This window comes from Hydrophilobacter chitinilyticus (genome assembly GCF_049860745.1).
Taxonomy (GTDB): domain Bacteria; phylum Pseudomonadota; class Gammaproteobacteria; order Burkholderiales; family Burkholderiaceae_C; genus Rhodoferax_B.
In genome coordinates this window covers 4,427,736-4,453,952 of record NZ_CP187561.1, presented here as the reverse complement: position 1 = coordinate 4,453,952, position 26,217 = coordinate 4,427,736, and the positions used below count along the sequence as shown (strand labels likewise).

The following is a 26,217-nucleotide window of genomic DNA, read 5'->3' as shown; positions in this document are numbered from 1 at the left end:
CTCAAAGCGTGGATGGGGCGCCTGGGGCAGTTTGCAACAGCTGCTTACAGGCCGTTTGCTCACTTGAGCGATCAAGTCGTCGTCTCAATGCGTTAAGCTTAGGTGCATAGATTGCCCATGACCTACTCGCTTAACACTCTCAATTCCTCTGGTCCCGTCTCCTCTCCGTTGCGTAGCGGTGTGCGTCGTTTTGTGCGCGAGATCGGCCTCATTTTTGGGCTGCTGGCCCTGGTTTTCTGGCTTCTGGCCATGTTCAGCTACAGCCCGCAAGACGCCGCCTGGTCCACCACCGGGCAGGTGACCCATGTGCGCAACTGGGGCGGTCGACTCGGCGCCTGGGTGGCCGACCTCAGCTACTTCTTGTTTGGATTTTCGGTGTGGTGGTGTTTTGCCGCTGGTTTGCGGTTTTGGCTGGCCACGTTGGCCGACTGGATGCGCGGCCCTGATGCCTTGCCCAAGAACGGCAAAGGTGAAGAAATCCATTGGCTGGAAACCCGCGCCGCTTTCTGGATCGGGCTGGTACTGCTGATGTGCGCCAGCACCGCGCTGGAGTGGACGCGCCTGTACCGGCTCGAGTCGTACCTGCCAGGGCAGGGCGGCGGCGTGCTGGGCTACGTAGTGGGCCCATTCAGCAGTAAATGGCTGGGCTTTGCGGGCTCTGGCCTGGTGTGGATTGTGCTGGGCGTGGTCGGCTTGTCGGCCGTGTTCCGCTTCTCGTGGGGCCAAGTGGCCGAGAGCCTGGGCGCACGCGCCCATGCCCTGATTGAAACCCGCCGCGAAAAACGCGAAGTGGCGCAAGATCTGGAAGTGGGCAAGAAGGCCGCGCGTGAACGCCAGGTGGTGGTGAGCGAAGAGCGTGTCGAGATCGAAGCGCACCACCCAACCCCTGTGATGATCGAACCGGTTTTGGTGGACCCGCCAAAGAGCCAGCGCGTCGCCAAAGAGCGCCAAAAGCCGCTGTTCACCGAGTTGCCCGACTCCAAGCTGCCGCAAGTCGATTTGCTCGACTCGGCGCAGGCGCGCCAGGAAACCGTGGCGCCTGAGACGCTGGAGATGACCAGCCGCATGATCGAGAAGAAGTTGAAAGACTTCGGTGTGGAAGTGCGCGTGGTGCTGGCCTCGCCCGGTCCGGTGATCACGCGTTATGAGATCGAGCCCGCCACCGGCGTCAAAGGCTCGCAGATTGTCGGCCTGGCCAAAGACCTGGCGCGCAGCTTGAGCCTGGTGTCGATCCGCGTGGTGGAAACCATTCCCGGCAAGAACTACATGGCGCTGGAGTTGCCCAACGCCAAACGCCAGTCGATCCGCCTATCGGAAATTTTGGGCTCGGCGGTGTACCACGAAGCCAAGTCCATGCTCACCATGGGCCTGGGCAAAGACATCGTCGGCAACCCCATCGTCGCCGACCTGGGCAAGATGCCCCACGTGCTGGTGGCCGGTACCACCGGCTCGGGTAAGTCGGTGGGGATCAACGCCATGATCTTGTCGCTGCTGTACAAGGCTGAAGCGCGCGACGTGCGTATGTTGATGATCGACCCGAAGATGCTGGAAATGTCGGTCTACGAAGGCATTCCGCACCTGCTGGCGCCCGTGGTCACCGACATGAAACAAGCGGCCCACGGCCTGAACTGGTGTGTGGCCGAGATGGAGCGCCGCTACAAGCTCATGAGCAAGCTGGGCGTGCGGAACTTGGCCGGCTACAACACCAAAATTGACGAGGCCAAGGCGCGCGAAGAGTTCATCTACAACCCGTTCAGTCTTACGCCGGACGAGCCTGAACCGCTGCAACGCCAGCCGCACATCGTGGTGGTGATCGACGAGTTGGCCGACCTGATGATGGTGGTCGGCAAGAAGATCGAAGAGCTGATTGCGCGCCTGGCGCAAAAAGCCCGAGCCGCCGGCATTCACTTGATTCTGGCCACCCAGCGCCCCAGCGTGGACGTGATCACCGGCCTGATCAAGGCCAACATCCCCACGCGTATCGCGTTCTCGGTCGGCTCCAAGATCGACAGTCGGACCATCCTTGACCAAATGGGCGCCGAAGCGCTGCTGGGCATGGGCGACATGCTCTACATGGGCAGCGGCTCCAGTTTGCCCATTCGGGTGCACGGCGCTTTTGTGAGTGACGAAGAAGTGCACCGCGTGGTGAGCTACCTGAAGACCCAAGGCGAGCCGGACTACATCGAAGGTGTGCTGGAAGGCGGCACCGTGGACGGTGAAGGCGGGTCCGATGGCGACGGTGACGGCGACAGCGGTGAAAAAGACCCGATGTACGACCAGGCCGTGGAAGTGGTTTTGAAAGACCGCAAGGCCAGCATCTCCTACGTGCAGCGCAAGCTGCGCATCGGCTACAACCGCTCGGCGCGCCTGCTGGAAGACATGGAAAAGGCCGGCCTCATCAGCGCCCTGAGCTCCAACGGCCAGCGCGAAGTGCTGGTGCCGCCGCGTGCCGAATAATGCCTGCCCGGCAAGCCATTGCGTTGGCCGGGCTTAGGAGAAGTCATGATGTTTCCCTTGTCGTTTAAACAAACTGTCACTGCATTTTTGATAGCAGGCGCCGCACAACTGGCGAGCGCAGACGGCCTCAAAAGCCTGGAAGATTTTATGAAAGGCACGCAGTCCGGCCGTGCCGACTTCAGCCAGGTCGTGACCTCGCCGCCGAAAGACGGCCAGGCGGCGCGCAGCAAAACCTCGAGTGGGCAGTTTGAGTTTCAGCGCCCCAACAAATTTCGCTTCGTCTACAAAAAGCCATTTGAGCAAACCATCGTGGCCGATGGCAAAACACTGTGGCTGTACGACGCGGACCTGAACCAAGTGACCCAACGCGCGCAAGACAAAGTGCTGGGCAGTACGCCTGCCGCATTGCTGGCGAGCACGCCCGATCTGCAAGCCCTGCGCGCCGACTTCAATTTGGCTGGCGCCCCAGACAAAGACGGCCTGCAATGGGTGCAAGCCACGCCCAAAGCCAAAGACACCCAAGTGCAAAACGTGCGCGTGGGTTTTGACGGCAGCCGCCTGGCCGTGCTCGATATCCTGGACGGCTTTGGCCAGCGCTCGGTGATCACGTTCGCCAAGTTTGAAACCAACCCTGCGTTGGGCGCCGAGGTGTTTCAGTTCAAGCCGCCAGCCGGTGCCGACGTGTTGAAGCCTTGAATTAGCGCTTTCAAAAGCATGTGCACCCTGGGTTGGTGCTGACCGAGCGCGTGTCGGCCACAATCGAGGGTCTTTGATTTTTTGCCACATTGCCGCCCATGTCTGATCTGTTCGCCGCCGAGCCCGTCGCCCCACTGGCCGAGGCGCTGCGTCCCAAAACGCTGGACGAGGTGATTGGCCAGTCGCACCTGCTGGGCCCGGGCAAGCCGCTGCGGCTGGCGTTCCAGTCCGGCAAGCCGCATTCGATGATTTTGTGGGGCCCGCCGGGCGTGGGCAAAACCACGTTGGCGCGCCTGACCGCGCAGGCTTTTGACTGCCAGTTCATCGCGCTGTCTGCCGTGTTCTCGGGTGTGAAAGACATTCGCGCGGCGATGGAGCAGGCGCAGCAGTATCTGTCGCAAGGGCAGGCGACGATTTTGTTTGTGGATGAGATCCACCGCTTCAATAAATCGCAGCAAGATGCGCTGCTGCCGTACGCAGAAAGCGGGCTGGTCACCTTCATTGGTGCCACCACCGAGAACCCGTCTTTCGAGGTGAACTCGGCGCTGTTGTCGCGTGCGCAGGTCTATGTGCTGAAGTCATTGACCGACGACGAGCTGAAGCAACTGCTGACCCGTGCCCAGGAAAAAGCGCTTGGTGATTTGACCTTTGCCGATGCCGCTACCGACACCATCGTCGGTTATGCCGATGGCGACGCGCGGCGCTTTCTGAACCTGCTGGAGCAATGCCAAACGGCCGCCGGTGCAGCCGCCGTGACGCACATCGACGCCGACTTCGTGCAGAACGCGCTGAGCCTGAACGCACGCCGTTTCGACAAGGGCGGCGACAACTTCTACGACCAGATTTCGGCCCTGCACAAATCGGTGCGCGGCTCCAACCCCGATGGCGCGCTGTACTGGCTCAGCCGCATGCTTGATGGCGGTGCCGACCCGCGTTACCTGTCGCGCCGTATCGTGCGCATGGCCTGGGAAGACATTGGCCTGGCCGACCCACGCGCCATGCAAATTGCCAACGACGCGGCGCTGACCTTCGAGCGGCTGGGCAGCCCGGAGGGCGAATTGGCGCTGGGCCAAGCCGTCATCTACTTGGCCATCGCCGCCAAGAGCAATGCGGGTTACAACGCCTACAACCAGGCGCGCGCTTTTGTGAAACAAGACAAGAGCCGCGAGGTGCCGGTGCACCTGCGCAACGCGCCCACCAAGTTGATGAAAGAGCTGGGCTACGGCCACGCCTACCGCTACGCGCACGACGAGCCACACGCTTACGCCGCCGGCGAAACGTATTTGCCAGATGGTCTAGACCACCCGGGTTGGTACCAGCCCGTGCCACGCGGTTTAGAGGCGAAAATCGGCGAGAAGATGGCGTTTTTGCGCAAGCTGGACGACGAGGCGGGGCAGTCCTAAGGCATTCGTGGGGCGCTTCTGTCACCTAGGTGTCTGGACGCGTTTCACGAGATAAGTGCGCGGCCTGCAATGGCTTTATTCATTAAGGCACCTTATGGGTGCAGCAAACGGTTTATTTGACTGCTTCAACAGGGAAAACCCCGTCTGTTTCCCAGGTGGGACACCTTTCGGCCCTCGCTACAATCCGCCCGAACCCGCCAAACCACAGACCTGGCGGGTTTTTTGCTAGTTAGAGAGGCTGGTCACAACGGCCGACACGAATCTTCAAGCGCTTGTTTGCGCTTGGGGTTCTGGTCAGTCTGCTGGCACTGAAATAAACCCGGAGTAATTTTTTATGGATATCTTGCTACAGCAGATCATCAACGGTCTGGTCCTGGGCAGCATGTACGCCTTGATAGCCTTGGGCTACACCATGGTGTACGGGATCATTAACTTGATCAACTTTGCGCACGGCGAGGTGCTCATGGTGGGCGCCCTCACAAGTTGGACCGTCATCGGACTGATGAGAGACGGCATGCCCGGCGCACCCGGTTGGTTGATCTTGTTCCTGGCGCTCATCATCGCCTGCGTGGTGGCTGCCGCGCTGAACTTCGTGATTGAAAAAGTGGCCTACCGGCCGCTGCGCAACAGCCCCAAGCTGGCCCCCTTGATCACCGCCATCGGCATGTCGATCTTGCTGCAGACGCTGGCCATGATCATCTGGAAGCCCAACTACAAGCCGTATCCCACGTTGCTGCCTAGCGCACCGTACAACATCGGCGGCGCGGTGATCACACCTACGCAAATCCTGATCCTGGGTTTGACGGCTGTGTCCCTGGCCGTATTGATGTGGGTGGTGAACTTCACCAAGCTGGGCCGTGCGATGCGCGCCACAGCTGAAAATCCACGCGTAGCCGCTTTGATGGGCGTGAAGCCCGACATGGTGATTTCGGCCACCTTCATCATCGGCGCCATCCTGGCCGCCATCGCCGGCGTGATGTACGCCTCGAACTACGGCACGGTGCAACACACGATGGGCTTCCTGCCCGGCCTGAAGGCCTTCACGGCTGCCGTGTTTGGCGGCATCGGCAACCTCGGTGGTGCGGTGCTCGGCGGCATTTTGCTGGGCCTGATCGAGTCGATTGGTGCGGGCTACATCGGTACCCTCACGGGCGGCGTTCTGGGGAGCAATTACTCCGACATCTTCGCCTTCATCGTGCTGATCTTCGTCCTGACCTTGCGTCCGTCCGGCTTGCTGGGTGAACGTGTGGCCGACCGTGCCTGACGCGGGAGTGTTTGAACATGAACCAAAATAAAAACCTGAAGCTGGCCGCCATGGCAGTGGGGCTGATCATTCTGCCGCTGCTGCTCCAAGGCTTTGGCAACGCCTGGGTGCGTATTGCCGATATGGCGTTGCTGTATGTGCTGCTGGCCCTGGGCCTGAACATCGTGGTCGGCTTTGCCGGTCTGCTCGACCTGGGCTACGTGGCGTTCTTCGCTGTTGGCGCTTACATGTATGCGCTGATGGCTTCGCCGCAACTGAGCGACGCTTTCCCAGCCTTTGCGGCAGCGTTCCCCAATGGCCTGCACTCGCCTCTGTGGCTCATCGTGCCGCTGGGGGCCGGGCTGGCGGGCTTGTTCGGCATGCTGCTCGGGGCGCCCACGCTCAAGCTGCGCGGCGACTACCTGGCCATCGTGACCCTGGGTTTTGGTGAAATCATCCGTGTGTTCCTGAACAACCTGGACCACCCGTTCAACGTCACCAACGGCCCCAAGGGCATCAACCAGATCGACTCCATCAAGTTCTTCGGCCTGGATCTTGGCAAGCCCTTGAGCCTGGGCAGCTACGAGCTGTCTTCGGTGTCGCTCTACTACTACCTGTTCCTGGTGTTGGTGGTGGTCAGCGTGATCATCTGCCACCGGCTGGAACTGTCGCGTATCGGCCGCGCCTGGATGGCGATCCGTGAAGACGAAATTGCCGCCAAGGCCATGGGCATCAACACCCGCAACATGAAGCTGTTGGCGTTCGGCATGGGCGCCACGTTCGGTGGCGTGTCCGGCACCATGTTTGCGGCTTTCCAAGGCTTTGTCTCGCCCGAGTCCTTCAGCTTGATGGAGTCGGTGATGATCGTCGCCATGGTGGTGCTCGGTGGTATTGGCCACTTGCCAGGCGTTATCTTGGGCGCGGTGCTGTTGTCGGCCTTGCCTGAAGTGCTGCGCTATGTGGCCGGCCCTTTGCAAGCCATGACCGGCGGCCGTCTGGACGCCGCCATCCTGCGCCAGTTGCTGATCGCGCTGGCCATGATCGTTGTGATGCTGATGCGTCCGCGCGGCCTGTGGCCAGCGCCGGAACATGGCAAATCGCTGTCGCGTAAGTAAGGAGCACAACATGAGCGAAAACAAGCAAAAAGATGTTGTTCTCAATGTGAGCGGCATTTCCAAGCGCTTCGGCGGCCTGCAGGCGCTGAGCGACGTGGGCCTGCGCATCGAGCGCGGCCAGGTGTATGGCCTGATCGGCCCCAACGGTGCAGGCAAGACCACGTTCTTCAACGTGATCACCGGCCTGTACACGCCCGACAGCGGCACCTTCGAACTGGCCGGCAAGCCCTACAAGCCTACCGCCGTGCACGAAGTGGCCAAGGCGGGCATCGCCCGTACCTTCCAGAACATTCGCCTGTTTGCCGACATGACGGCGCTGGAGAACGTGATGGTCGGCCGCCACATCCGCACACACTCGGGCCTGCTCGGTGCCATCTTCCGCAGCCCCGGCTTCAAGGCCGAAGAAGCGGCGATCGCCAAGCGTGCGCAAGAACTGTTGGACTACGTGGGCATCGGCAAGTTTGCCGACTACAAAGCCCGCACGCTGAGCTACGGCGACCAACGCCGCCTGGAAATCGCGCGCGCTTTGGCCACCGACCCGCAACTGATTGCGCTGGACGAGCCCGCCGCCGGTATGAATGCGACCGAGAAGGTCATGTTGCGCGAACTGATCGACCGCATCCGCAAGGACAACCGTACCATTTTGCTGATTGAGCACGATGTGAAGCTGGTGATGGGCTTGTGCGACCGCGTCACCGTGCTCGACTACGGCAAGCAGATCGCCGAAGGCAACCCGGCTGACGTGCAGAAAAATGAAAAGGTGATCGAGGCTTATCTCGGCACCGGAGGACATTGAGATGACAGTGAACAACAACAGCGGCCAAGTGCTGCTGCAGGTCAAGGGCCTGCAAGTCGCGTACGGCGGCATCCAGGCCGTGAAGGGCGTGGACTTTGAAGTGCGCGAGGGTGAACTGGTTTCGTTGATTGGCTCCAACGGCGCTGGCAAGACCACCACCATGAAGGCCATCACCGGCTCGCTGCCCTTCGTGGGCGGCGACATCGAGTACCTGGGCAAGAGCATTCGCGGCCAGGGCGCGTGGGACCTGGTCAAGCAGGGCCTGGCCATGGTGCCGGAAGGCCGTGGCGTGTTCGCGCGCATGACCATCACCGAAAACCTGCAGATGGGCGCCTATGTGCGCAACGACAAGGCCGAGATCAACAAAGACATCGAGAAGATGTTCACCATCTTCCCGCGTCTGCGTGAACGCAAGGACCAGCTCGCCGGCACCATGTCCGGTGGCGAACAACAAATGCTGGCCATGGGCCGTGCGCTGATGAGCCGCCCCAAGGTGCTGCTGCTGGACGAGCCGTCGATGGGCCTGTCGCCCATCATGGTCGACAAAATCTTCGAAGTGGTGAAAGACGTTTACGCCCAAGGCGTGACGGTGCTGCTGGTCGAGCAAAACGCCAGCCGTGCGCTGGGCATTGCCAACCGCGGCTACGTGATGGAGTCCGGCATCATCACCATGAGTGGTGACGCCAAGCAGATGCTGAACGATCCCAAGGTGCGCGCGGCGTATCTGGGCGAGTGATGTAGGCATTCCGGCACACGCCAAAACGTACAAGCCCCGAGGTCTGTTCACAGGCCCCGGGGCTTGTGCTTTTGGGGGCTGCGCCTTGCCGATGTGTTCGGCGCTTGCTGCCGAAAGGTGTTGGATTTGCCCGACTGAAGATGTAAACGAGGTGCAAGCGCCGCGTGTGTCATCTATGCTTGCCGCTCTGCCTTTCGCATTGGGTGTACCGCACTTCAGCGCGGAACCATGTCCGAAAGCAGGGTCTTAGCATGTCTTGGTACTTCTGCGGTCTGAAGCCATCGCGGATGTGGCAACCCTGTCAGAAATGGGAGAACTCCTATGCAGACACAGACACGGCGCATATCTCGCGCGGCCTTGGGATGGATGGGCGGAGTTTTTTTGGCGCTGTGTGCGCCGTTGGCGGTGGACGCGTCTGGGGCGGTGCCCAGCGACGGATCTGTTTTGCCATTTCCCGTACAGCCGAGCCGCAGTGTCGCGGCCCCCACCTTGCAGGCGTCCAAGCTCGAGCCGTTTCCGGCCGAGAGCCATTTGCGCAAGGGCGTGCCCAACATCCTGATCATCATGATGGACGACGTGGGTTTTGGCCTGCCAGACACCTTTGGCGGCCCCATCCACACGCCCACGCTCTCACGTGTGGCCGAGCAGGGCGTGCGCTACAACACCTTCCACACGACCTCGATCTGTTCGCCAACGCGGGCCGCGCTGTTGACCGGCCGAAACCACCAACGCGTGGGTTCCGGCACGATCGCCGAGCGTGCGGTGAACTGGGACGGCTATACCGGCGTGATCCCGCGCAGCTCGGCCACCGTCGCCAAGGTGCTGGGCGACTATGGCTACAAGACGGCGGCGTTTGGCAAGTGGCACAACACGCCCGCGACGGAGACCACGGCCATGGGCCCGTTCACCCTGTGGCCCACCGGGGAGGGCATTGGCTTCGACTACTTCTACGGCTTTCTGGCAGGCGAAACCTCGCAATGGGAGCCGCGCCTGGTCGAGAACTTCAACACGGTGGAGCCGCCGCGCGACGACAAGTACCACCTGAGTGAAGACCTGGCCGAGCGGGCCATCACCTGGCTGCGCAAGCAGCAGGCCTTTGCACCCGACAAGCCGTTTTTGATGTACTGGGCGCCGGGCGCATCGCACGGGCCGCACCACATCTTCAAGGAATGGGCCGACAAATACAAAGGCAAGTTCGACCAGGGCTGGGACGTGCTGCGCGAACAAACCTTCCAGCGGCAAAAAGCGCTGGGCTGGATTCCGGCGACGGCCGAACTGACCCCGCGCGACAAGTCCATGGAAGCCTGGAACGACATCCCTGCGTCGGAACGCGCGTTTCAAACCCGCCTGATGGAAGTCTTTGCCGGCTACACCGAACACGCCGACGTGCAGGCCGGCAAGGTGCTCGATGAGCTGGAACGCCTGGGCGTGCGCGAGAACACGCTGGTGTTCTACATCTTTGGCGACAACGGCTCCAGCGCCGAAGGCCAGCGCGGCACCATCAGCGAACTGCTGGCGCAAAACAACATCCCCAACACGCTGGAGCAGCAACTCGCGGCCTTGCAGGGGCTGGGCGGCGTGGAGGCGCTGGGTTCGCCCAAGACCGACAACATGTACCACGCCGGTTGGGCCTGGGCTGGCAGCACCCCGTTCAAGGGCACCAAGCTGCTGGGCGCCTACTTTGGCGGCACGCGCAACCCGCTGGTGGTGTCGTGGCCGTCGAAGATCAAGCCTGACAAAACACCGCGCAGCCAGTTCAGCCATGTGAACGACATCGTGCCCACCATTTACGACGTGGTGGGCATCAAGCCGCCCAAGGTGGTCGACGGCTTTAAGCAAGACCCGATCGACGGCGTGAGCATTGCCGCCACCTTCAGCAACGCGGGCCAAGCCGGGCGCAAGCAGACGCAGTATTTCGACAACAACGGCAGCCGGGGCATCTACCACGACGGCTGGTTTGCGGGCACCTTCGGGCCGTTGATACCTTGGGACACGGCAGGGTCGAGCGGAGGCATCCGGGAGTGGAATTCGGACAAGGATGTCTGGGAGCTGTACGACCTGCGCAAGGACTTTTCGCAAGCGCATGATCTGGCCACGCAGAACCCGAAAAAGCTGGCTGAGATGAAGGCGCTGTTCTTGAAAGAGGCCAAGGCCAACAAGGTGTTCCCCATTGGCGCGGGCAACTGGCTGCGCATCCACCCCGAAGACCGAGTCGCCACGCCCTACACGCGCTGGAAGTTCGACGCCTCCAGCACGCGCATGCCCGAGTTTGCGGCGCCCGGCCTGGGCCGCACCAGCAACCATGTGCGCATTGACGCCCAAGTGGGCGACGTTGCCTCGGGCGTGTTGTACGCGGTAGGCGGCATCTCCGGTGGCCTGACACTCTACATGGACGGTGGCGACCTGGTCTATGAATACAACATGATGGAGATCGAGCGCTACAGCGTGCGCTCCAGCAACAAGATTGCCGCCGGGCGTCGCACGATTGAAGTGGACACCACCATCGCCAAGCCGGGCGCACCGGCCGAAGTGGTGTTGACCGTAGACGGCCAGGAAGTCGCGCGCACCACCGTCAAGCGCACCGTGCCTGCGGCGTTTACCGCCAGTGAAAGCTTCGACGTGGGTGTGGACTTGGGCTCGCCAGTGTCGCTGAATTATTTTGACCGCCGCCCGTTCAAGTTCGACGGCAAGATCGAGAAAGTCGAAGTTAATTTGAAATAGGGCCTGTGTCGCGCTTGAGCGCTGTCATGGAGCGGCTGATGGCGATTCAGCGGGAACGGCGGTATCCGCACTGATGACTTTCGTTGCAACGTAAATCCGTCCCGATAATCGGCGTATGAAATTCATCCACGCCGCCGACATCCACCTCGACAGCCCGCTGGTCGGCCTCTCAGCCTACCAGGACGCCCCGGCCGATTTGCTGCGGCTGGCCACGCGCAACGCGTTCGAAAATTTGGTGTCTGAAGCGATTGCCGAAGCGGTCGACTTCATGGTGATAGCCGGCGACCTGTACGACGGCCCCTGGCGCGACTTCAACACCGGCCTGTTCTTTGCGCGGCAGATGGGCCGACTTCACGCCGAAGGCATCAAGGTCTACCTGCTGATGGGCAACCACGACGCCGAAAGCGAAATGACCAAGCGCCTGCTACTGCCGCCCAACGTTTTCAAGTTCGCCGCCAACAAAGCGCAAACCTACAAGATTGATGAGCTGCGTGTGGCGCTGCACGGGCGCAGCTTCAAGGACGCGGCAACCACCGAGAACCTGGCCGCCAGCTACCCCGCGCCGGTCGAGGGCTGGTTCAACATTGGGGTGTTGCATACCGCACTCGAAGGCAACACCCAACACGCCAACTACGCGCCGTGTTCGGTGGCCGAGTTGCAGGCCAAGGGCTACCAGTATTGGGCGCTGGGCCACGTGCACGAGCACCGGGTGATCAGCGGGCCTTGCACCATCGCCTTCCCCGGCAACCTGCAGGGCCGGCACATCCGCGAGCCCGGCCCGCGTGGCGCGTTGATGGTCAATACCTCGGGGACGGACATCACCTCGGTCGAGCGGTTTTATGTTGACGTGCTGCGCTGGCACAGCCTGGTGGTGGACGTGGCGAGCGCCAACACCATGACCGAAGCCGTAGCCGCCGTGGGGCAAAGCCTGGAAGCGCTGCTGCGCCAAAGCGATGGCGACAAACCGCATGCGGTGCGTGTCACCCTCACCGGCGCGAGCAATGCCCACGCGCAGTTGTTCGGGCTGGAGACGCAGTTGCGCGAAGAAATCAAAGCGCAAGCCTTCAGCCTGGGCAGCGACCGTTTGTGGATTGAAAAAGTGCGCCTGGAAACGACACCAATGGAGTCATCCGACGCGATTGCGCTGCGCGCCGATGCCGTGGCCGACTTGCAGGCACTGCTGGCGGGAGCCGCCCAAGACACCGCACTGCTGGGCGCCATGCACGAAGAGTTGATGCTGTTGGTGGGTAAGCTCCCGCTGGAAGTGCTGGCCGCCATTCCTGCGCTGGAAGATGTGCGCGCGGGCAAGCTTCAGTCTTTGGTGCTCGCCACCACGCCGTCGCTGATGTCCCAAGTGGCGAAGGCGGTTTAACTCATGCGCTTCGACCAACTCGACCTGATTCGCTTCGGTAAATTCACCGAGCAATCGCTCGTCTTTCCGGCTGCCGCGCACGACTTTCACGTCATCGTCGGCCCCAATGAAGCTGGCAAATCCACGGTGCGCGCAGCGGTGCAGGACTTGCTCTACGGCATTCCCTCACGCACGCCGCACGCCTTCCACCACGCCATGCCCGAGCTGCGCTTGGGCGCAACGCTCAGCCACGCGGGTGAAGCCCTGGCGCTGCAGCGCGTGAAAGGCTTGCGCAACACGCTGCGCAACCCGGCCGATGCGGCCTTGCCAGACGATGCGCTGCTGCCCTTCATTGGCTCCACCGACAAAGACTTCTTCACACAGATGTTTGGCCTGGACCACGAGCGGCTGGTGGCCGGGGGCAGCAGCATTTTGTCGTCGTCCAACGACCTGGGGCAAATCCTGTTTCAGTCGGCCGCAGGCATCGGCAGCTTGGGCACTTTGCGCAAGGCGTTGGAAGACGAAGCCGGCAAGCTGTGGACCAAGAACAAAAGCCGCGAGCGCGACTACTACGTGGCCGCCGAAGAACTCGACAAAGCCACCGCCGCGCTGAAGGCCGCTACCGTGCGCAGCAAAGACTGGACCGAAGCACAAGCGCTGGTCACCACGCTAGAAGCCGCCATGGCGCAGGCCAAGCAGCAACACACCGAGGTGCGCCAGAAGCGTGCGGTGCTGGAGCGCATCCACCGTGTGGCGCTGCCGCTGCAAGCACTGGCCGATGCGCAGAGTGCGCTGGCCGCGTTAGGTAACGTGCCATTGCTGCCGGAAGGTGCGGCCAAAGCGTTATCTGGGGCGGAGCGCACCTTGGCTGTGGCACAAGCCAACATCGACCGCCAGGCGCAACTGCTGGAAGACGCCCAAAATGCGCTGGCCGAGTTAACGCCCGATGTCGCCGTGCGCGAGCGCGCCGAAGACATCACCCAACTGAACGAAAACCGGCTGCAGTTTCGCGCGCACGAGGGCGACATCCAGCGCCGCCTGGCCGAGGTGGAGGCGCAGTGGGGCGTGGCGGCAGATTTGGCGCGGCAGATCGGCTGGCCCGCAGTATCCGAAGACGCGGTGCGCAAACAATTGCCTTCGCCGGTGGTGCGCCTGGAGCTGAGCCGCTTGGTGCAAGAACGGCCGGTGCTGCAAAGCCGCTTGGACGCGGCCGAACACAACCAACACACCAAACAAAACGACATCGCCCACGCGCAGGCCGAGCTGCAACGGCTGACCAGCGCTGCCGCTCCGGTGGCTCTGCAAACCGCTTTGGCCCGAGCACAGCAGCTTGGCAACTTTGAAGCGCTGACGCGCGACCTGCGCCAGGCCAGCGCACGGCGCAGTGCGGCGCAAGAAGCGGCCTTTGCCGCGCTGGGTGCCTGGCGGCAGGGTGAGGCGGCTCTGCGCGCCATGACGCCGCCGTCGCTAGCCGTCATCCAGGCGCAGCTGCAAGAGCAACTGGCCGACGACGCCACCGCCAAAACCACGCAGGCGCGCGTGCGCAAGCTGCAGCAGCAGATCGTGGCAGAAGAGCTGGCCATTCGCCAATACCGCGAAGCCAACACGCCAGTGACGCGCGAAGACGTGCTCGCCGCGCGTGCGGCACGCGCGCAAACCTGGGGGCAGATCATCACTGAGCCCAGCGCGTTGGTGGGCCTGGCCGACGCGTTTGACGCGCAGGTGCAAACGGCAGACAACTTGGCCGACCGCAGCCACGACACCGTGCAGCAGGCCACCGAGTTGCGCGCCAAAGAAGCCCAACGCGAACGCTTCGCGCAAGACTTGCGTGATGCCGAGACGGAGCTTGCGGCGTTGGGTGATGCTGCGGATGCGCGCGTGGCACGTTGGTCTGCGCTGACCACGCAGGTGGGCTTGAACGGGATGCCTTTGGAAGCCGCCGAGTCGTGGCTGGCGCTGCGGCTACAAGCGTTGGCCGCTGCCGATGCGTTGGAGGCCGCCACTGCGCAAGAACAGAGCCATGCGCAGGCTTGCACAGAGGCAACCGATGCGTTAGGGCAAGCGCTGAAAAATCTGGCGCAGGCCCATGACCGCGCAAGCGATCCACAAGACCAGCCGCTCGCCGTGCTGGTGCGCCTGGCGCAAGACTTGGTGAGTGAGATGACTACCCAGCAAGGCCAGCGCCAGAGTCTGGACAAGCAGATCGCGGACGCGCAGCGTGCGATGGAGCCATTGACCCAAGCCGTGGTCAAGGCGCAGGCCGACATTGCCGATTGGGACACGCGTTGGCAGGCCGCATTGACAGCCGCAGACTGGGCCGCCGACATGCCCTTGGCGCGCATCGACGGCGTGTTGCAGGCTGCAGAACGAATCGACGACGCGCTCAGCGCCATGCATCAGATCCGCACCGAACGCATCGACACCATGCGCGCCGACCTTGACGGCTTCCACACGTCGGCGCAAGCGCTGATGACGCATGTGGCGCCGGACCTCGCAGGGCAGAGCGCTGACGTCATCGCGACCAAGCTGGTCACGCGGCTGGAGGCCGCCAACGAGACGCACCGCCAGGCAGCACGCCTTCAAACGTCAGCACACGCCGCCGCGCAACAACTGGAAGAGGCCCAGGCGCAAAAAGCACAGGCGCAGGCCAGCCTGGTGCCACTGCTGCAACGCGCCGGTGTGACCGAGCCCGCAGAGTTGGTCGAGGCGATTGAAGCATCAGAGCTCAAACGTAGCTTGCAAGCACGTTACGCCCGGGCCGAGCAAACCTTGCAGGCCACTGGCGACGGCTTGCCGCTGGCCGATCTGCAGGCCGAAGCAGCCACCATGGCGTTGACGGTAGTGCTTGAAGAGCGCGAAGCTTTGACCGCCGAAGACGAGGGCCTGGTCGAACGCATGGCGGAGGTGGCGGCCAAACTTTCTACAGCCAGAACAGCGCTTGCTGCCATCGGAGGCACCGCAGACGCCGCCACGGCCGAAGCGCAGCGCCAGGAGGCCATCGCAAAAATGACCGACACCGTGGAACGCTACCTCAAGGTCTACACCGGCGCGCGGCTGCTCAAGTGGTCGATTGAGCGTTACCGTGAAGTGAAGCAGGGGCCGATGCTGCAGTCGGCCAGCCGCATTTTTGCGAACCTCACGCTTGGCTCTTTCGACAAACTGACGGTGGACTTTGACAGCGAGCCGTTGAAGCTGGTGGGCCGGCGCGCCGATGGCAAGTCGGTTGAAGTGGCCGGCATGAGCGAAGGCACACGCGACCAGTTGTACTTTGCGTTGCGCCTGGCCGCGTTGGAGCTGCACCTGTCGCAAGCCCACGCGCTGCCGTTCATTGCCGATGATTTGTTCATCAACTACGACGATGCGCGCTCCACCGCCGGCTTGCGTGCGCTGCGCGATTTGTCGCGCAGCACGCAGGTGCTGTTTCTCACGCACCACCACCATTTGTTGCCGGCCATCACCGAGGTGTTTGGCAGCGATGTCAATGTGCTGACGCTCTAGGGCGATGCTGAATAAGTTACCTCGGATGCCCACGCCAGGGATGCGGGCGCCGAGAGGAACTTGTTCAGCGTCGCCCTAAGCCTTAACCGGCTGCCCGGCAAACTGGCTCGGCGGCTGGCCCATGGCCGCTTTGAACATGGCCGAGAAAGCGCTGTCGCTGGCGTAGCCGCTGGCCGCTGCGACCTGGCTTACGGGCAGGCCGCGCGCCAACATCGGCAAGGCATGCGCCAACACCGCCTGCTGGCGCCATTGCTGGTAGCTGGTGCCCAACTCGTCGCGGAACAGGCGCGCCATGGTGCGCTCGCTGGCGCCGACATCGGCCGCCCAATCGGCCAGGCTGGTGCGGGCCGCAGGGGCGCGCAGCACCGCTTCACACAGGCCACGCAAGCGTTTGTCGCCACCCTGTATAGGGGGCAGGGGCACGCCCAGGGCCTGGATGTCAGCATGGGCAATCTCGTCGCACACCAGCGTGATGAGCGAGGCTTCGCGTGCGGTGTGTGCGGCCAGGTCGGGCCTGGCAGGTGTGTCGAGCGCATGGATCAACTCGCGCAGCAACGGCGACACCATGATCACGCGGCAACTGTGCCATTCCGGCGGAATCACGCTGGCGTCGATGTACAGCGTGCGCAACTCGGCGCGCTCCAGCATGTAGATGTTGTGCAGCGCGCCGGGTGCAATCCACACCGCACGCGAGGGCGGCACGATGTAGGTGACTTCGCCTTGGGGCTTGTGGTGTGATGCAGTGTTGACACCTTCTTCGGTGGCATCACACATCACCTGCAGCACCCCTGTGGCGCAATAGGCCAGTTGCGCCCAGGCGTGGCGGTGCGGCTCGAAATGGGTGTCGGCCGGCATGGTGCGGGCGCGCACCCGCACCGGGCGCTCGGGCGTGGGCGTGAAGGGGTCGGTGTCGCCAACCGGCGTGAAGATGTGGGCGCTGCGGGGCTGCATGGAAAGGCTTGCGTAGGCTAAAACGTTTTTTGGCTGGAATTCGCTAAAACATGTCTTTTTGCCGTAATCCAGAAAGTCTGAAGGCTACTACGATGCCGCCATGAATGCAAAGACAACAACTCCAAACGCAAATCCAGCCAACGCCGTCAGCCTGAAACAAGACGCCAGCGTGATCGGCCTGGTGGGCGTCGCCCACTTGGTGAGCCACTTCAGCCAACTGCTGTTGGCGCCCCTGTTCCCGTGGCTGAAAGAAGCCTTCAACGCCAGCTACGCTGAGCTGGGCTTTTTGATGTCGGTGTTTTTTGTGGTGTCGTGTGCCGTGCAAATGGCCTCGGGTTTTGTGGTCGACCGTTTTGGTCCGCGCCCGGTTCTGTTGGGCGGGCTGGCGTTGTTGGGTTTGACGGCACTCGGTTTCGCGACCAGCACCAGCTATTGGATGCTGGTGGTGTTTTCTGTCATCGGTGGCATTGGCAATGGCGTGTTCCACCCCGTGGACTACACGCTGCTCAACCGCAAGGTCAGCGCGCCGCGCCTGGGCCACGCTTACAGCGTGCACGGCATCACCGGCAACCTGGGATGGGCGCTGGCACCGGCCATGTTGGTGCCGTTGGCCATGGCGTTTTCCTGGCGCGTGGCGCTGATGGCTGCGGCGGGTGTGGCGTTTGCCGTGCTGGCGCTGTTGTGGGTCAAGCGCGACAAACTGGCGCTGCCCCCTGCGGCTGCACCCCACAAGGGTGGCCCGGCCGCACTGGAAGGCGGCAGCTTTGGCTTCATGCGCATTCCCGCTGTGTGGGTGTGTTTTGCGTTCTTCTTTTTCTACGCCATGGCGTTGAGCGTGGTGCAAGCCTTTGCGCCCGAAGCCGCGCGCCAGTTGCACGACGTGCCGGTGGCCTTGGTGGCTGCGTGCTTGACCATCTACATGGTGGGCAGTGCGGGCGGCATGGTGCTTGGCGGCTTTTTGGCGGCCGATCCACAGCGTTGTGAACGCATTGTGGGCACAGGGCAGGGCGTGGCCGCTGCGCTGGCCTTGGTGCTGGGCTTTGCCACGGTGCAGGGTGTGGCGGTGCCGGTGTTGTTTGGTTTGATGGGCTTTGCCGCAGGTGTGGCCGGCCCTTCGCGCGACCTGATCGTCAAGCGCTCCACGCCACCCAATTCATCGGGCCGCGTGTACGGTGTGGTGTATTCAGGTCTGGACATTGGCCAAGCGATCTCGCCGCTGGTGTTCGGCAGCTTGATGGACCACGGCCAGTACCACGGTGTGTTCATTGGCCTGGCGGCGGTGCAGGCGGTGCTGATCGTCACGGCGTTTAACGTGCGCAAGGCACGCAAGACGGTGGAGCCTGCAGGTTTGGCCGCTTGAAGAAAATCGCAGACTGTCAGCACTAACAGTCTGCGCGTAGCTTTTTTGACACGTGGCGTGGCGGCGTGCCCTGGCAATGGGCGTGCACGGCCACGCAATTTCTTTCATCAATATCTGGCCGAGCGCCTCTGGCGCCTGGGCTCCAGGTCGATGCCCGCCGCCTGAAGAAGGCGTTCAGGTCACGCTCTCGATCCATTCCCAACGGGTTTCACGCTGCGCGTTTGAACGCTTGACCCGCCAAGAGCGCTCGTCATAATCGATCCGCCGTTGCATTGCATTCAATCCGCCTGCCGGTTTGGGATGGTTTCCCACCGAATGCAATCGAACCTAGTGCTGACCGAAAACCGTGGCTTGCAAACACACTGCAGGCACACGGGCCGTTTTCGTTTTCTTAGGAGCGTGATCATGGATGTGAGCTCTCTCCCTTCTCATCGCGGCGGCAATTGCTCGCCCCCCCAACGAACCCCCAGGCGATGGGGCTTCCTGGCCAGCATCGTGGCCCTGGGGCTTGGGCTGCAAATGGCAGTGGCATCCGCCTCGGCCAAGGAGCCAGCAGCCTGGCCTGATAGAACCCATCTACCGATTGAGCCGTACCAAAAAGTCGGCAAGCTGGCACCTTCGCTGGCGGCTTCTGGCAAGCTCGATTGGCCCAAGGAAATCCAGGCACCCAAGGGAGCGCCCAACGTGCTGCTGGTGCTGATGGACGACGTGGGCTATGGCGCCACTTCGACGTTTGGTGGTGCCATTCCCACCCCTACATTTGACCGTGTGGCCCGCGAAGGGCTGCGCTACAACCGCTTCCATACCACGGCGGTGTGCTCGCCATCACGCGCAGCGTTGATCACCGGGCGCAACCACCACGTGGCCTCCACCGGCATCATCATGGAGTTCAGCACGCCCGCACCTGGCTACCACAGCCTGGTGTCGCGCAGCGTGGGCACCATCGGTGAGATCTTGACGGCCAACGGCTACGGCACGGCCTGGTTTGGCAAGAACCACAACGTGCCCGATTGGCAAAACTCGCCAGCCGGCCCATTCGAGCTGTGGCCTACCGGTCTGGGCTTTGAATATTTTTACGGCTTCCTGGGCGCTGACGCACACCAGTTCCGCCCCGCCGTCTACGAAAACATCACGCCGATCGACCCCTACATCGGCAAAGAAGACACTTACCACTTTGATGCCGACATGGCCGACCACGCCATCCGGTTCATTCAAACACGCAAGTCGGTGTGGCCCGACAAACCGTTCCTGGCGTATTACGCGCCCGGCACGGCCCACGCGCCACACCATGCGCCCAAAGAGTGGATCGAAAAATTCAAGGGCAAGTTCGATATGGGCTGGGACGAGTTGCGCAAGCAGACGTTTGAGCGGCAAAAGCAGATGGGCATCATCCCGCAGAACGCGGTGCTCAACCCTACGCCCAAAGACTACAAGCGCTGGGATGATTTATCGCCCGACATGAAGCGCGTGACCGCGCGCGAGATGGAGGTCTATGCTGCAGCGCTGGCCCACTCGGACTACCAAGTGGGCCGAGTGGTGGACGCCATTGAAAAGATGGGCCAACTGGACAACACCCTCATCATCTACGTGATGGGCGACAACGGCTCCAGCGCCGAAGACCCATCGGGCGTGGGCATGACCAGCGAAGTGGTGACCTTGGGCAATGGCATTCAAGACCGCCCCGAGTTCATGGTGGAGAACATCGACCAGTTTGGCGGCATGTGGTTCCAAAACCATTATTCGCACGGCTGGGCGCATGCCATGAACACGCCCTACCAATGGGACAAGAAGGTGGCTTCTCACCTGGGCGGGACGCGCACCGGCATGGCCATCAGATGGCCGGGGCACATCAAAGACCCCGGCGCCATCCGCAGCCAGTACACACACATCACCGACATCGTGCCGACCATTCTGGAAGCGGCCAAGCTGCCGGCACCGGCCACCATCAACGGCTTCAAACAAGTGCCGATGAATGGCACGAGCCTGGTCTACACGTTCAACGACGCCACGGCAAAAGAGCGCCACACCACGCAGTACTACGAGATCATTGCCAACCAAGGCATTTACCACAACGGCTGGCTGGCCAACACCACGCCGCAACGCCTGCCGTGGCAAGGTCGTGGCCCCACCAACCCTGATCCGTTCAACGACTACAAGTGGGAGCTCTACAACCTGAACGAAGACTTCACGCAGTCGAAAGACGTGGCGCAGCAATACCCCGAGAAGCTGAAAGAGCTGCGCGCGGTGTTCAAGAAAGAGGCTGAGAAGAACAAGGTGTTCCCGCTGGACGACCGCTACATCGAGCGCGTCGATCCCGAAAACCGGCCACAACCCAACAAGGGCCGCACCAAGTTTGTCTACTTCGACCACACGACGCGCATCACCGAGTCGATGGCGCCGGACATGAAGAACACCTCATACTCCATCACGGCTGAAGTCGATGTGCCGCAAAACGGCGCCAATGGCATCTTGATGACGCAGGGCGGCTGGTTCGGCGGCAACGCGCTGATGCTGCTGGATGGCAAACCCACCTACGCCTACGCGCTGTCGCACTTCCCAGAGCACAAGACCCTGGTGCAAGGCCCGACTGCACTGGCGCCGGGCAAGCACACCTTGGTGATGAACTTCACCTATGACGGCGGCGGTGCGGGCAAGGGCGGCGACATTGCCTTGTTGGTGGATGGCGCGCAAGTGGCGCAAGGCCGTTTGGAGAAGACCATTCCAGCGCGTGTGTCGCTCGACGAAACGCTGGACATTGGCGAAGACGCGGGCACGCCGATCGTGCAGAACTACAAGGTGCCGTTCCGCTTCACGGGCCATATCGACAAGGTCACCATCGACCTCAAACCGGCGAAATAAACACGCGGGTAAACGGCCCCGTGCCAAGCCGGGCCGTTGTTTCTGTCAAAGCCAAGACCCCGTGGGGCCTTGGCTTTTTCTTTGACGGCACATCACGCCGGTGAATGGCGTGACAGGGTGGGCGCATGTTCTGCCATTATTTCCACCACCCAATCGATGAACACGCGCAGCTTGGCGCTGACGTGCCGGTTCGGCGGAAACGCCACATACAGCGGCATGGGGTCGAGTTGCCAGGCTTCGAACAGCGGCACCAGTTCACCGCTTGCCAGGTGCGCTTTGGCCATGTAATGCGGCAACCACAGGACCCCCAGGCCAGCCACACCGGCGGCGAGGTAGGCGTTGCCATCGTCAAACGAAAACACGTGCTGGCCTTGCACATTGACGCTTTCGCCGCCCTGGCGCATGGCATAGGGCACCGCTTTGCCGGTGCGGGCCCATAAAAAACCGACGATGCGGTGGTGTGTGTCTTGCAGGTCTTTGGGGTGCGCCGGTGTGCCCGCCCGCGCCAAGTAGCTGGGGGCAGCGTACACGCCGAGTTGCAGGTCGGCCACATGGCGCGCCATCAGCGATTGGTCTAGCAGCGTGCCGCCACGCACCACGCAGTCAACGTTCTCGCCAATCAGGTCGACCATGCGGTCGCTCACGCCCATGTCGATCTGGATGTCGGGGTACAGGGCGTGGAAGGCGGGCAGGGCTGGCACCAGGATCATGCGCGCAAAAGGGCTGGGTACATCTACACGCAGGCGGCCACGTGGTGCAGCGGATGCGCTGGACAAGCTGGTCTCGGCATCGTCCATCTCCGCCAGCAGGCGCACCACGCGCTCGTAGTAGGCCGCGCCATCGGCCGTGACGTTGACCTTGCGCGTGGTGCGGTTCAGCAGCCGCACACGCAGGCGCGCTTCCAGCTGTTGCACCAGTTGCGTCACGCTGGTTTTGCTCATGTGCAGCGTGTCGGCCGCCTTGGTGAAGCTGCCGGTTTCCACCACGCGGGCGAATGCCTGCATGGCATCAAAACGGTCCATTTAGATTCCGTTGGTTGATTCGATTGTTTGGATTTTAAGAACAGTGATGGGTGGGCTTGCGTGTTTATCTGCGCGGCCCGCCCGCCTAAAGTGGCTTCATCTGCAACCCCGGCCCACGTTGGCCGATCGATGAAAGTATGTTTATGACCCCGCGCGATGTTGTTTTCCCCCCTGGCCGCCAGGCGCTTTATGAGCGCAACCGCTACTCACCGGCAGTGCGGTCGAACGGTTTTCTTTTTGTCTCGGGACAAGTGGGCAGCCGTGAGGATGGTTCACCCGAACCCGAGCTGGAGAAGCAGGTGCGGCGCGCGTTCGACAACCTGAACGCCGTGCTGAAAGCCGCTGGCTGCGCGTTTGATGATGTGGTGGATGTGACGGTTTTCGTCGTCAACCCGGAAGCCCATTTTGAGACCATCTGGAAGATCGTGCCCGAGTATTGGGGCGAGGCGCCGCACCCCACGTTGACCGGTGTGGGGGTGACGTGGCTGTACGGCTTTCAGTTCGAAATCAAGGTGATTGCCAAGCTGCCAGAAACCATCTGAGCACAGCCTACATGGCGACGACGAGCGGGTTCATGGCGCGCCAGTGATGTTGGTCTGATGCACACATCGCATCTTGTCGTGTGATTTCGCGGCGAATGGCGGGCGACAGCGGCTACATTCGTCTCTGCATCAGAAATCCCGGCAATCCTGACAGGGCTGCCGACCACCGAGCACGTGTCAACCCAAGTCGTTCAAATTCCAGCCGAGGGCCTCTGGCCAGCGCCACACAAGCCTGCTGGCCGGGATCGGCTGCCGCTGGGTTTGGTGTTTTCAGTGCTGTTCCATGCGCTGCTGCTGAGCTTGACGTTTGGCGGTGAGGAATTTGGCTTGCCGGGCTTGGGCTTTCCATGGCAAGAGCGGCGCGGCGAGGTGCCTGAGTTGCGTGTGGTGCTGGACGCGGGGCCAGCGGCGGCTGCCGAGCCTGCGGTGCAGAACAACACTGCGGGTGGCCAGCCCATATCTGGTAACACGGCACCGACGGCACCGACGGCATCGGCCAAGACGCCTCCTGCCGCGCGAGTGCCAAGCCCAACCCCATCGCCAAACAATCCACAGAACAGCCCGCCCGCTGACGCGCCGAGTGCAGTTGCGCCCGCACCCGATGTGGCCGAGCCGATGGCCCCGGCGCCCCCACCCAATGAAACTGCGCTGACCGTGCCGGCCACGCCCGCTGCGTTGGCGCCGTCGCTGGAGGCGGAGCAGCGCGAGGCGGAACGTCTGGAACGGCTAGAGGCGGCGCGTCGAGAGCGTGCGGAGCGTTTGGAGGCCGCACGTTTGGAAGCTGCACGGCAAGAAGCAGCCCGCAAAGAAACCGCTCGCCAGGAGGTGGCCCGCCAGGAAGCGGCGAGGGCCGAGGCCACCCGAGCAGACGCGGAGCGCCAAGAAAGTCTGCGCCAAGCTGCAACACAGCAGGAAGCCGCGCGGCAAGAGGCCATTCGCCAGCAAGAAGCACAGGCTGCTGAATTGGCTAAACAGACAGCGCAAGCCGATGCTGCGCGTTTGGAGCTGGCACGTGCAGAGGCCGCAAGGCTAGACGCTGCAAAGGCAGAAGCCGACAGCCGCGAGGCCGCCGCACGTCTGGCCGCTGCGGCGCAAGAAGCCGCGCGTCAAGAGGCCGCCAGGACTGTGGAGCTGGCTCGGTTGGAGATCGAGCGGCAAGAAGTCGAAGCCACGCGCCAAGCCACGGCACGCGCAGAAGCTGAGCGGCTGAACACCGTGCGCATCGAGACTGAAAAACAGGAAAGCCTGCGGCAAGAGACTGCGCGTCAGCAATTGGCAGTGGCCGAAGCGGCGCGGCAAGAGGCGGCGGCCCGTGAAGCTGCTGCACGTGAAGCTGCAGCGCGCGAAGAAGCGGCACGAGCAGAAGCAGCGCGCTTGGAGGCGGAGCGCCAGGCGGCAGAAAAGCTGGCGGCCGCGCAGCAACGCGCTGCCCAACAAGAAGCCGATCGCCAAGCGGCGGCAAGGCAAGCCGCAGCACAACAGCAGGCGGCGCAGCAGGAGGCCGCTCGCCAAGAGGCCGTCAAAGCCGAAGCGGCAAGATTGGAGGCTGAACGCCAGGCTGCCGCAAGGCAGGCCGCAGCGCAGCAGCAGGCCCAGCAAGAGGCCGCTCGTCGAGAGGCGGCACAAGTGGAGGCCGCGCGGCTGGAGGCAGAGCGTCAAGCCGTTGCGCGGCAGGCTGCCGCGCAACAACAGGCGGCCCAACAAGAGGCGGCACGCCAGGAGGCCGCACGCGTGGAAGCGGCAAGAGTAGAAGCTGAGCGCCAAGCAGCCGCAAGGCAAGCCCAGGCTGCGGCACAACAGCAAGCTGCCCAACAAGAAGCAGCGCGGGCAGAAGCTGCTCGACAGGAAGCTGCTCGACAGGAAGCTGCTCGGGCCGAGGTCGCGCGACAAGAGGCTGTGCGCGCCGAGGTGGCGCGTGGGGAGGCTGAACGCCAGGAGGCCGCAAGGCAAGCCGCTGCTCGTGAAGAAGCGGCGCGGGGCGAACAGGATGCCGCACGCCAGGAGGCGGCGCGGGCTGCAGCAGCCAAGGCGGAGGCTGCGCGCATAGCCAACGAGCAGCGCGAAGAGCGGCGCCGGGCCATGGGCCGCCAACTCAACGAAGAGGCCGACCGGCGCGATGCGGCTGCACGCCAGGCATCGCAGTCCAACCTGCCATCGTCGTGGAGCAGCGCGCGGCGTGGCCGCATTTTTGGGCGTAGCGATGCCAACCAGGAACTGGTGTTGTACGCCGAAGCCTGGAGCCGCAAGATCGAACTCAACATGACCATGGACACGGTGCGCGAGGTGGTCAAACAGCCGCACACCGACCCCGTGGTGATGGTGGCCGTGCGCAGCGATGGCTCTGTGGAGTCGATCAGTTTTGTGCGCTCCAGCGGTGTGCCCGCTATCGACGAAGCGGTGCGTGGCGTGGTGCAAAGCCAAGCCAACTATCCGGCGTTTTCGCCCGCCTTGGCGCGCGAGTTTGACGTGATCGAAATCCGCCGCACCTGGCATTTCGACGTGGCCATACGCCTGTATTGAAGTCTTGATTGAAGTCGTTTTTGATAGCGCTCTACGCGCTTGCAGCAAGCCTCTACGGGTTGAATAGCCCAAAGCCTGGTCTTCTGTAGGCCGCTCTGCCGCCCGTTGTGCGGCGCCAGAGTTCACGTTTGCGTCACGATCTTTTGGGCGCCCAAAACCACAATTCATCCCATCGAGCCACAACAGGTTCGTAAGCCCGGCGCAGATGAGAGAGCTGCTTCGGAACCCACCCAGCTTTGCCGCGACGCACGCACTCCTAAAAGCGTTACTGCAAAGTCCGACGGCCAATGCCGTACGACGCATGGAGAGACGATCATGAAGACAACGACCAAGATTTCTACCGCCGCGACCTCTGCTGTTATGGCACTTGCTCTGGGCCTCGGCATGACTTCGTTTAGCGCGCAAGCGGCCGGCAACATGGCGGGCCAACTGAACGCACAAATGTTGCTGCAGGCAGGCTGCTACATCAGCGGTGCATCGGGCGCCGGTACCAGTGGTGTCAACTTGGGTACGCTGGACTTCGGCTCGCAGCCCAGCACCTTCACGGGTGTGCTGACGGCCAACGCCACCGGTGGTGTCGGTGGCGCAGGTGCCACGCAAATCGTCTGCTCGCCTGATGTCACAGCGTTGACCGTATCGGTCAGCGGCGGCAACAACGCCGGCCAAGGTGGCAGCATCGGCACCGGCTCGCGTGCCATGAAGTTGGGCACCAGCTTCCTGCCGTACGAGGTCTACAGCGACGCCGCCCTGACCACGGCCTACCCCGCCAACGCCACCGCCTTGGGGGTGACCTTGCCCGGCACCGGCGCAGCGGTGAATCTGCCCGTCTATGGCCGCATCAATAAGACCAGCACCAACGGTATGACGTCTGGCACTTATGTGGACACCCTGCAAGTCACGCTGGCCTGGTAAGTCATTTCTGCCCAACCCATCGAATATTTGGAGTT

The 26,217-nt window shown here is 62.6% G+C and carries 17 protein-coding genes; 15 read left to right on the top strand and 2 right to left on the bottom strand.

Features of this window, described 5'->3' with window-relative positions; all coding sequences use genetic code 11:
• Window positions 1–117 precede the first annotated feature (117 nt).
• The 10 genes from ACPWMG_RS19780 (at window position 118) to ACPWMG_RS19735 (ending at window position 16,016) form a co-directional block, all read left to right on the top strand.
• A complete protein-coding gene (locus tag ACPWMG_RS19780; RefSeq protein WP_483301194.1) occupies window positions 118–2,457 on the top strand; it encodes a DNA translocase FtsK in 2,340 nt (779 codons plus the stop codon).
• A 48-nt stretch (window positions 2,458–2,505) separates the two neighbouring features.
• Window positions 2,506–3,153: an outer membrane lipoprotein periplasmic chaperone LolA gene (lolA, locus tag ACPWMG_RS19775; RefSeq protein ID WP_483305294.1), complete on the top strand. Its 648-nt coding sequence runs from the start codon at window positions 2,506–2,508 to the stop codon at window positions 3,151–3,153.
• Window positions 3,154–3,251: 98 nt separating this feature from the next.
• Window positions 3,252–4,556 carry a replication-associated recombination protein A gene (locus tag ACPWMG_RS19770; protein WP_483301193.1) on the top strand — a complete coding sequence of 435 codons (1,305 nt, stop codon included), beginning with the start codon at window positions 3,252–3,254 and terminating at the stop codon, window positions 4,554–4,556.
• Window positions 4,557–4,890: 334 nt separating this feature from the next.
• Window positions 4,891–5,820 (top strand): branched-chain amino acid ABC transporter permease, encoded by a 930-nt coding sequence (locus tag ACPWMG_RS19765; protein ID WP_483301192.1) that lies wholly within the window; start codon window positions 4,891–4,893, stop codon window positions 5,818–5,820.
• Window positions 5,821–5,837: 17 nt separating this feature from the next.
• Entirely contained in the window at window positions 5,838–6,914 is a 1,077-nt protein-coding gene (locus ACPWMG_RS19760; protein WP_483301191.1) for a branched-chain amino acid ABC transporter permease, read from the top strand.
• 10 nt (window positions 6,915–6,924) lie between these two features.
• Window positions 6,925–7,710: an ABC transporter ATP-binding protein gene (locus ACPWMG_RS19755; RefSeq protein ID WP_483301190.1), complete on the top strand. Its 786-nt coding sequence runs from the start codon at window positions 6,925–6,927 to the stop codon at window positions 7,708–7,710.
• Window position 7,711: 1 nt separating this feature from the next.
• Window positions 7,712–8,446, top strand: coding sequence for an ABC transporter ATP-binding protein (locus ACPWMG_RS19750; RefSeq protein ID WP_483301189.1), 735 nt, complete (start codon window positions 7,712–7,714; stop codon window positions 8,444–8,446).
• Between the two features lie 321 nt (window positions 8,447–8,767).
• The gene (locus tag ACPWMG_RS19745; RefSeq protein ID WP_483301188.1) at window positions 8,768–11,167 is read left to right on the top strand and encodes an arylsulfatase; all 2,400 of its coding nucleotides are present in this window, start codon (window positions 8,768–8,770) and stop codon (window positions 11,165–11,167) included.
• Between the two features lie 115 nt (window positions 11,168–11,282).
• Window positions 11,283–12,539 carry a metallophosphoesterase family protein gene (locus tag ACPWMG_RS19740; protein ID WP_483301187.1) on the top strand — a complete coding sequence of 419 codons (1,257 nt, stop codon included), beginning with the start codon at window positions 11,283–11,285 and terminating at the stop codon, window positions 12,537–12,539.
• A gap of 3 nt (window positions 12,540–12,542) precedes the next feature.
• Window positions 12,543–16,016, top strand: coding sequence for an ATP-binding protein (locus tag ACPWMG_RS19735; protein ID WP_483301186.1), 3,474 nt, complete (start codon window positions 12,543–12,545; stop codon window positions 16,014–16,016).
• 75 nt (window positions 16,017–16,091) lie between these two features.
• Here the strand turns inward: ACPWMG_RS19735 and ACPWMG_RS19730 are convergent, their stop codons facing one another.
• On the bottom strand, window positions 16,092–16,967 hold the full coding sequence (locus ACPWMG_RS19730; RefSeq protein WP_483301185.1) for an AraC family transcriptional regulator: 876 nt from the start codon (window positions 16,965–16,967) through the stop codon (window positions 16,092–16,094).
• 100 nt (window positions 16,968–17,067) lie between these two features.
• Here ACPWMG_RS19730 and ACPWMG_RS19725 point away from each other — a divergent pair, with 100 nt between their 5' ends.
• Window positions 17,068–18,327 carry an MFS transporter gene (locus ACPWMG_RS19725; protein WP_483301184.1) on the top strand — a complete coding sequence of 420 codons (1,260 nt, stop codon included), beginning with the start codon at window positions 17,068–17,070 and terminating at the stop codon, window positions 18,325–18,327.
• A 519-nt stretch (window positions 18,328–18,846) separates the two neighbouring features.
• Entirely contained in the window at window positions 18,847–21,186 is a 2,340-nt protein-coding gene (locus tag ACPWMG_RS19720; protein ID WP_483301183.1) for an arylsulfatase, read from the top strand.
• Window positions 21,187–21,278: 92 nt separating this feature from the next.
• Here ACPWMG_RS19720 and ACPWMG_RS19715 read toward each other — a convergent pair whose 3' ends face one another.
• Window positions 21,279–22,208, bottom strand: coding sequence for a LysR family transcriptional regulator (locus ACPWMG_RS19715; RefSeq protein WP_483301182.1), 930 nt, complete (start codon window positions 22,206–22,208; stop codon window positions 21,279–21,281).
• Between the two features lie 143 nt (window positions 22,209–22,351).
• Here ACPWMG_RS19715 and ACPWMG_RS19710 point away from each other — a divergent pair, with 143 nt between their 5' ends.
• The 3 genes from ACPWMG_RS19710 (at window position 22,352) to ACPWMG_RS19700 (ending at window position 26,182) form a co-directional block, all read left to right on the top strand.
• Window positions 22,352–22,750 carry a RidA family protein gene (locus ACPWMG_RS19710; protein WP_483301181.1) on the top strand — a complete coding sequence of 133 codons (399 nt, stop codon included), beginning with the start codon at window positions 22,352–22,354 and terminating at the stop codon, window positions 22,748–22,750.
• A gap of 174 nt (window positions 22,751–22,924) precedes the next feature.
• A complete protein-coding gene (locus ACPWMG_RS19705; protein WP_483301180.1) occupies window positions 22,925–25,270 on the top strand; it encodes a TonB C-terminal domain-containing protein in 2,346 nt (781 codons plus the stop codon).
• A gap of 315 nt (window positions 25,271–25,585) precedes the next feature.
• Complete coding sequence (locus ACPWMG_RS19700; protein ID WP_483301179.1) at window positions 25,586–26,182, top strand: Csu type fimbrial protein; 597 nt, start codon at window positions 25,586–25,588, stop codon at window positions 26,180–26,182.
• Window positions 26,183–26,217 lie beyond the last annotated feature (35 nt).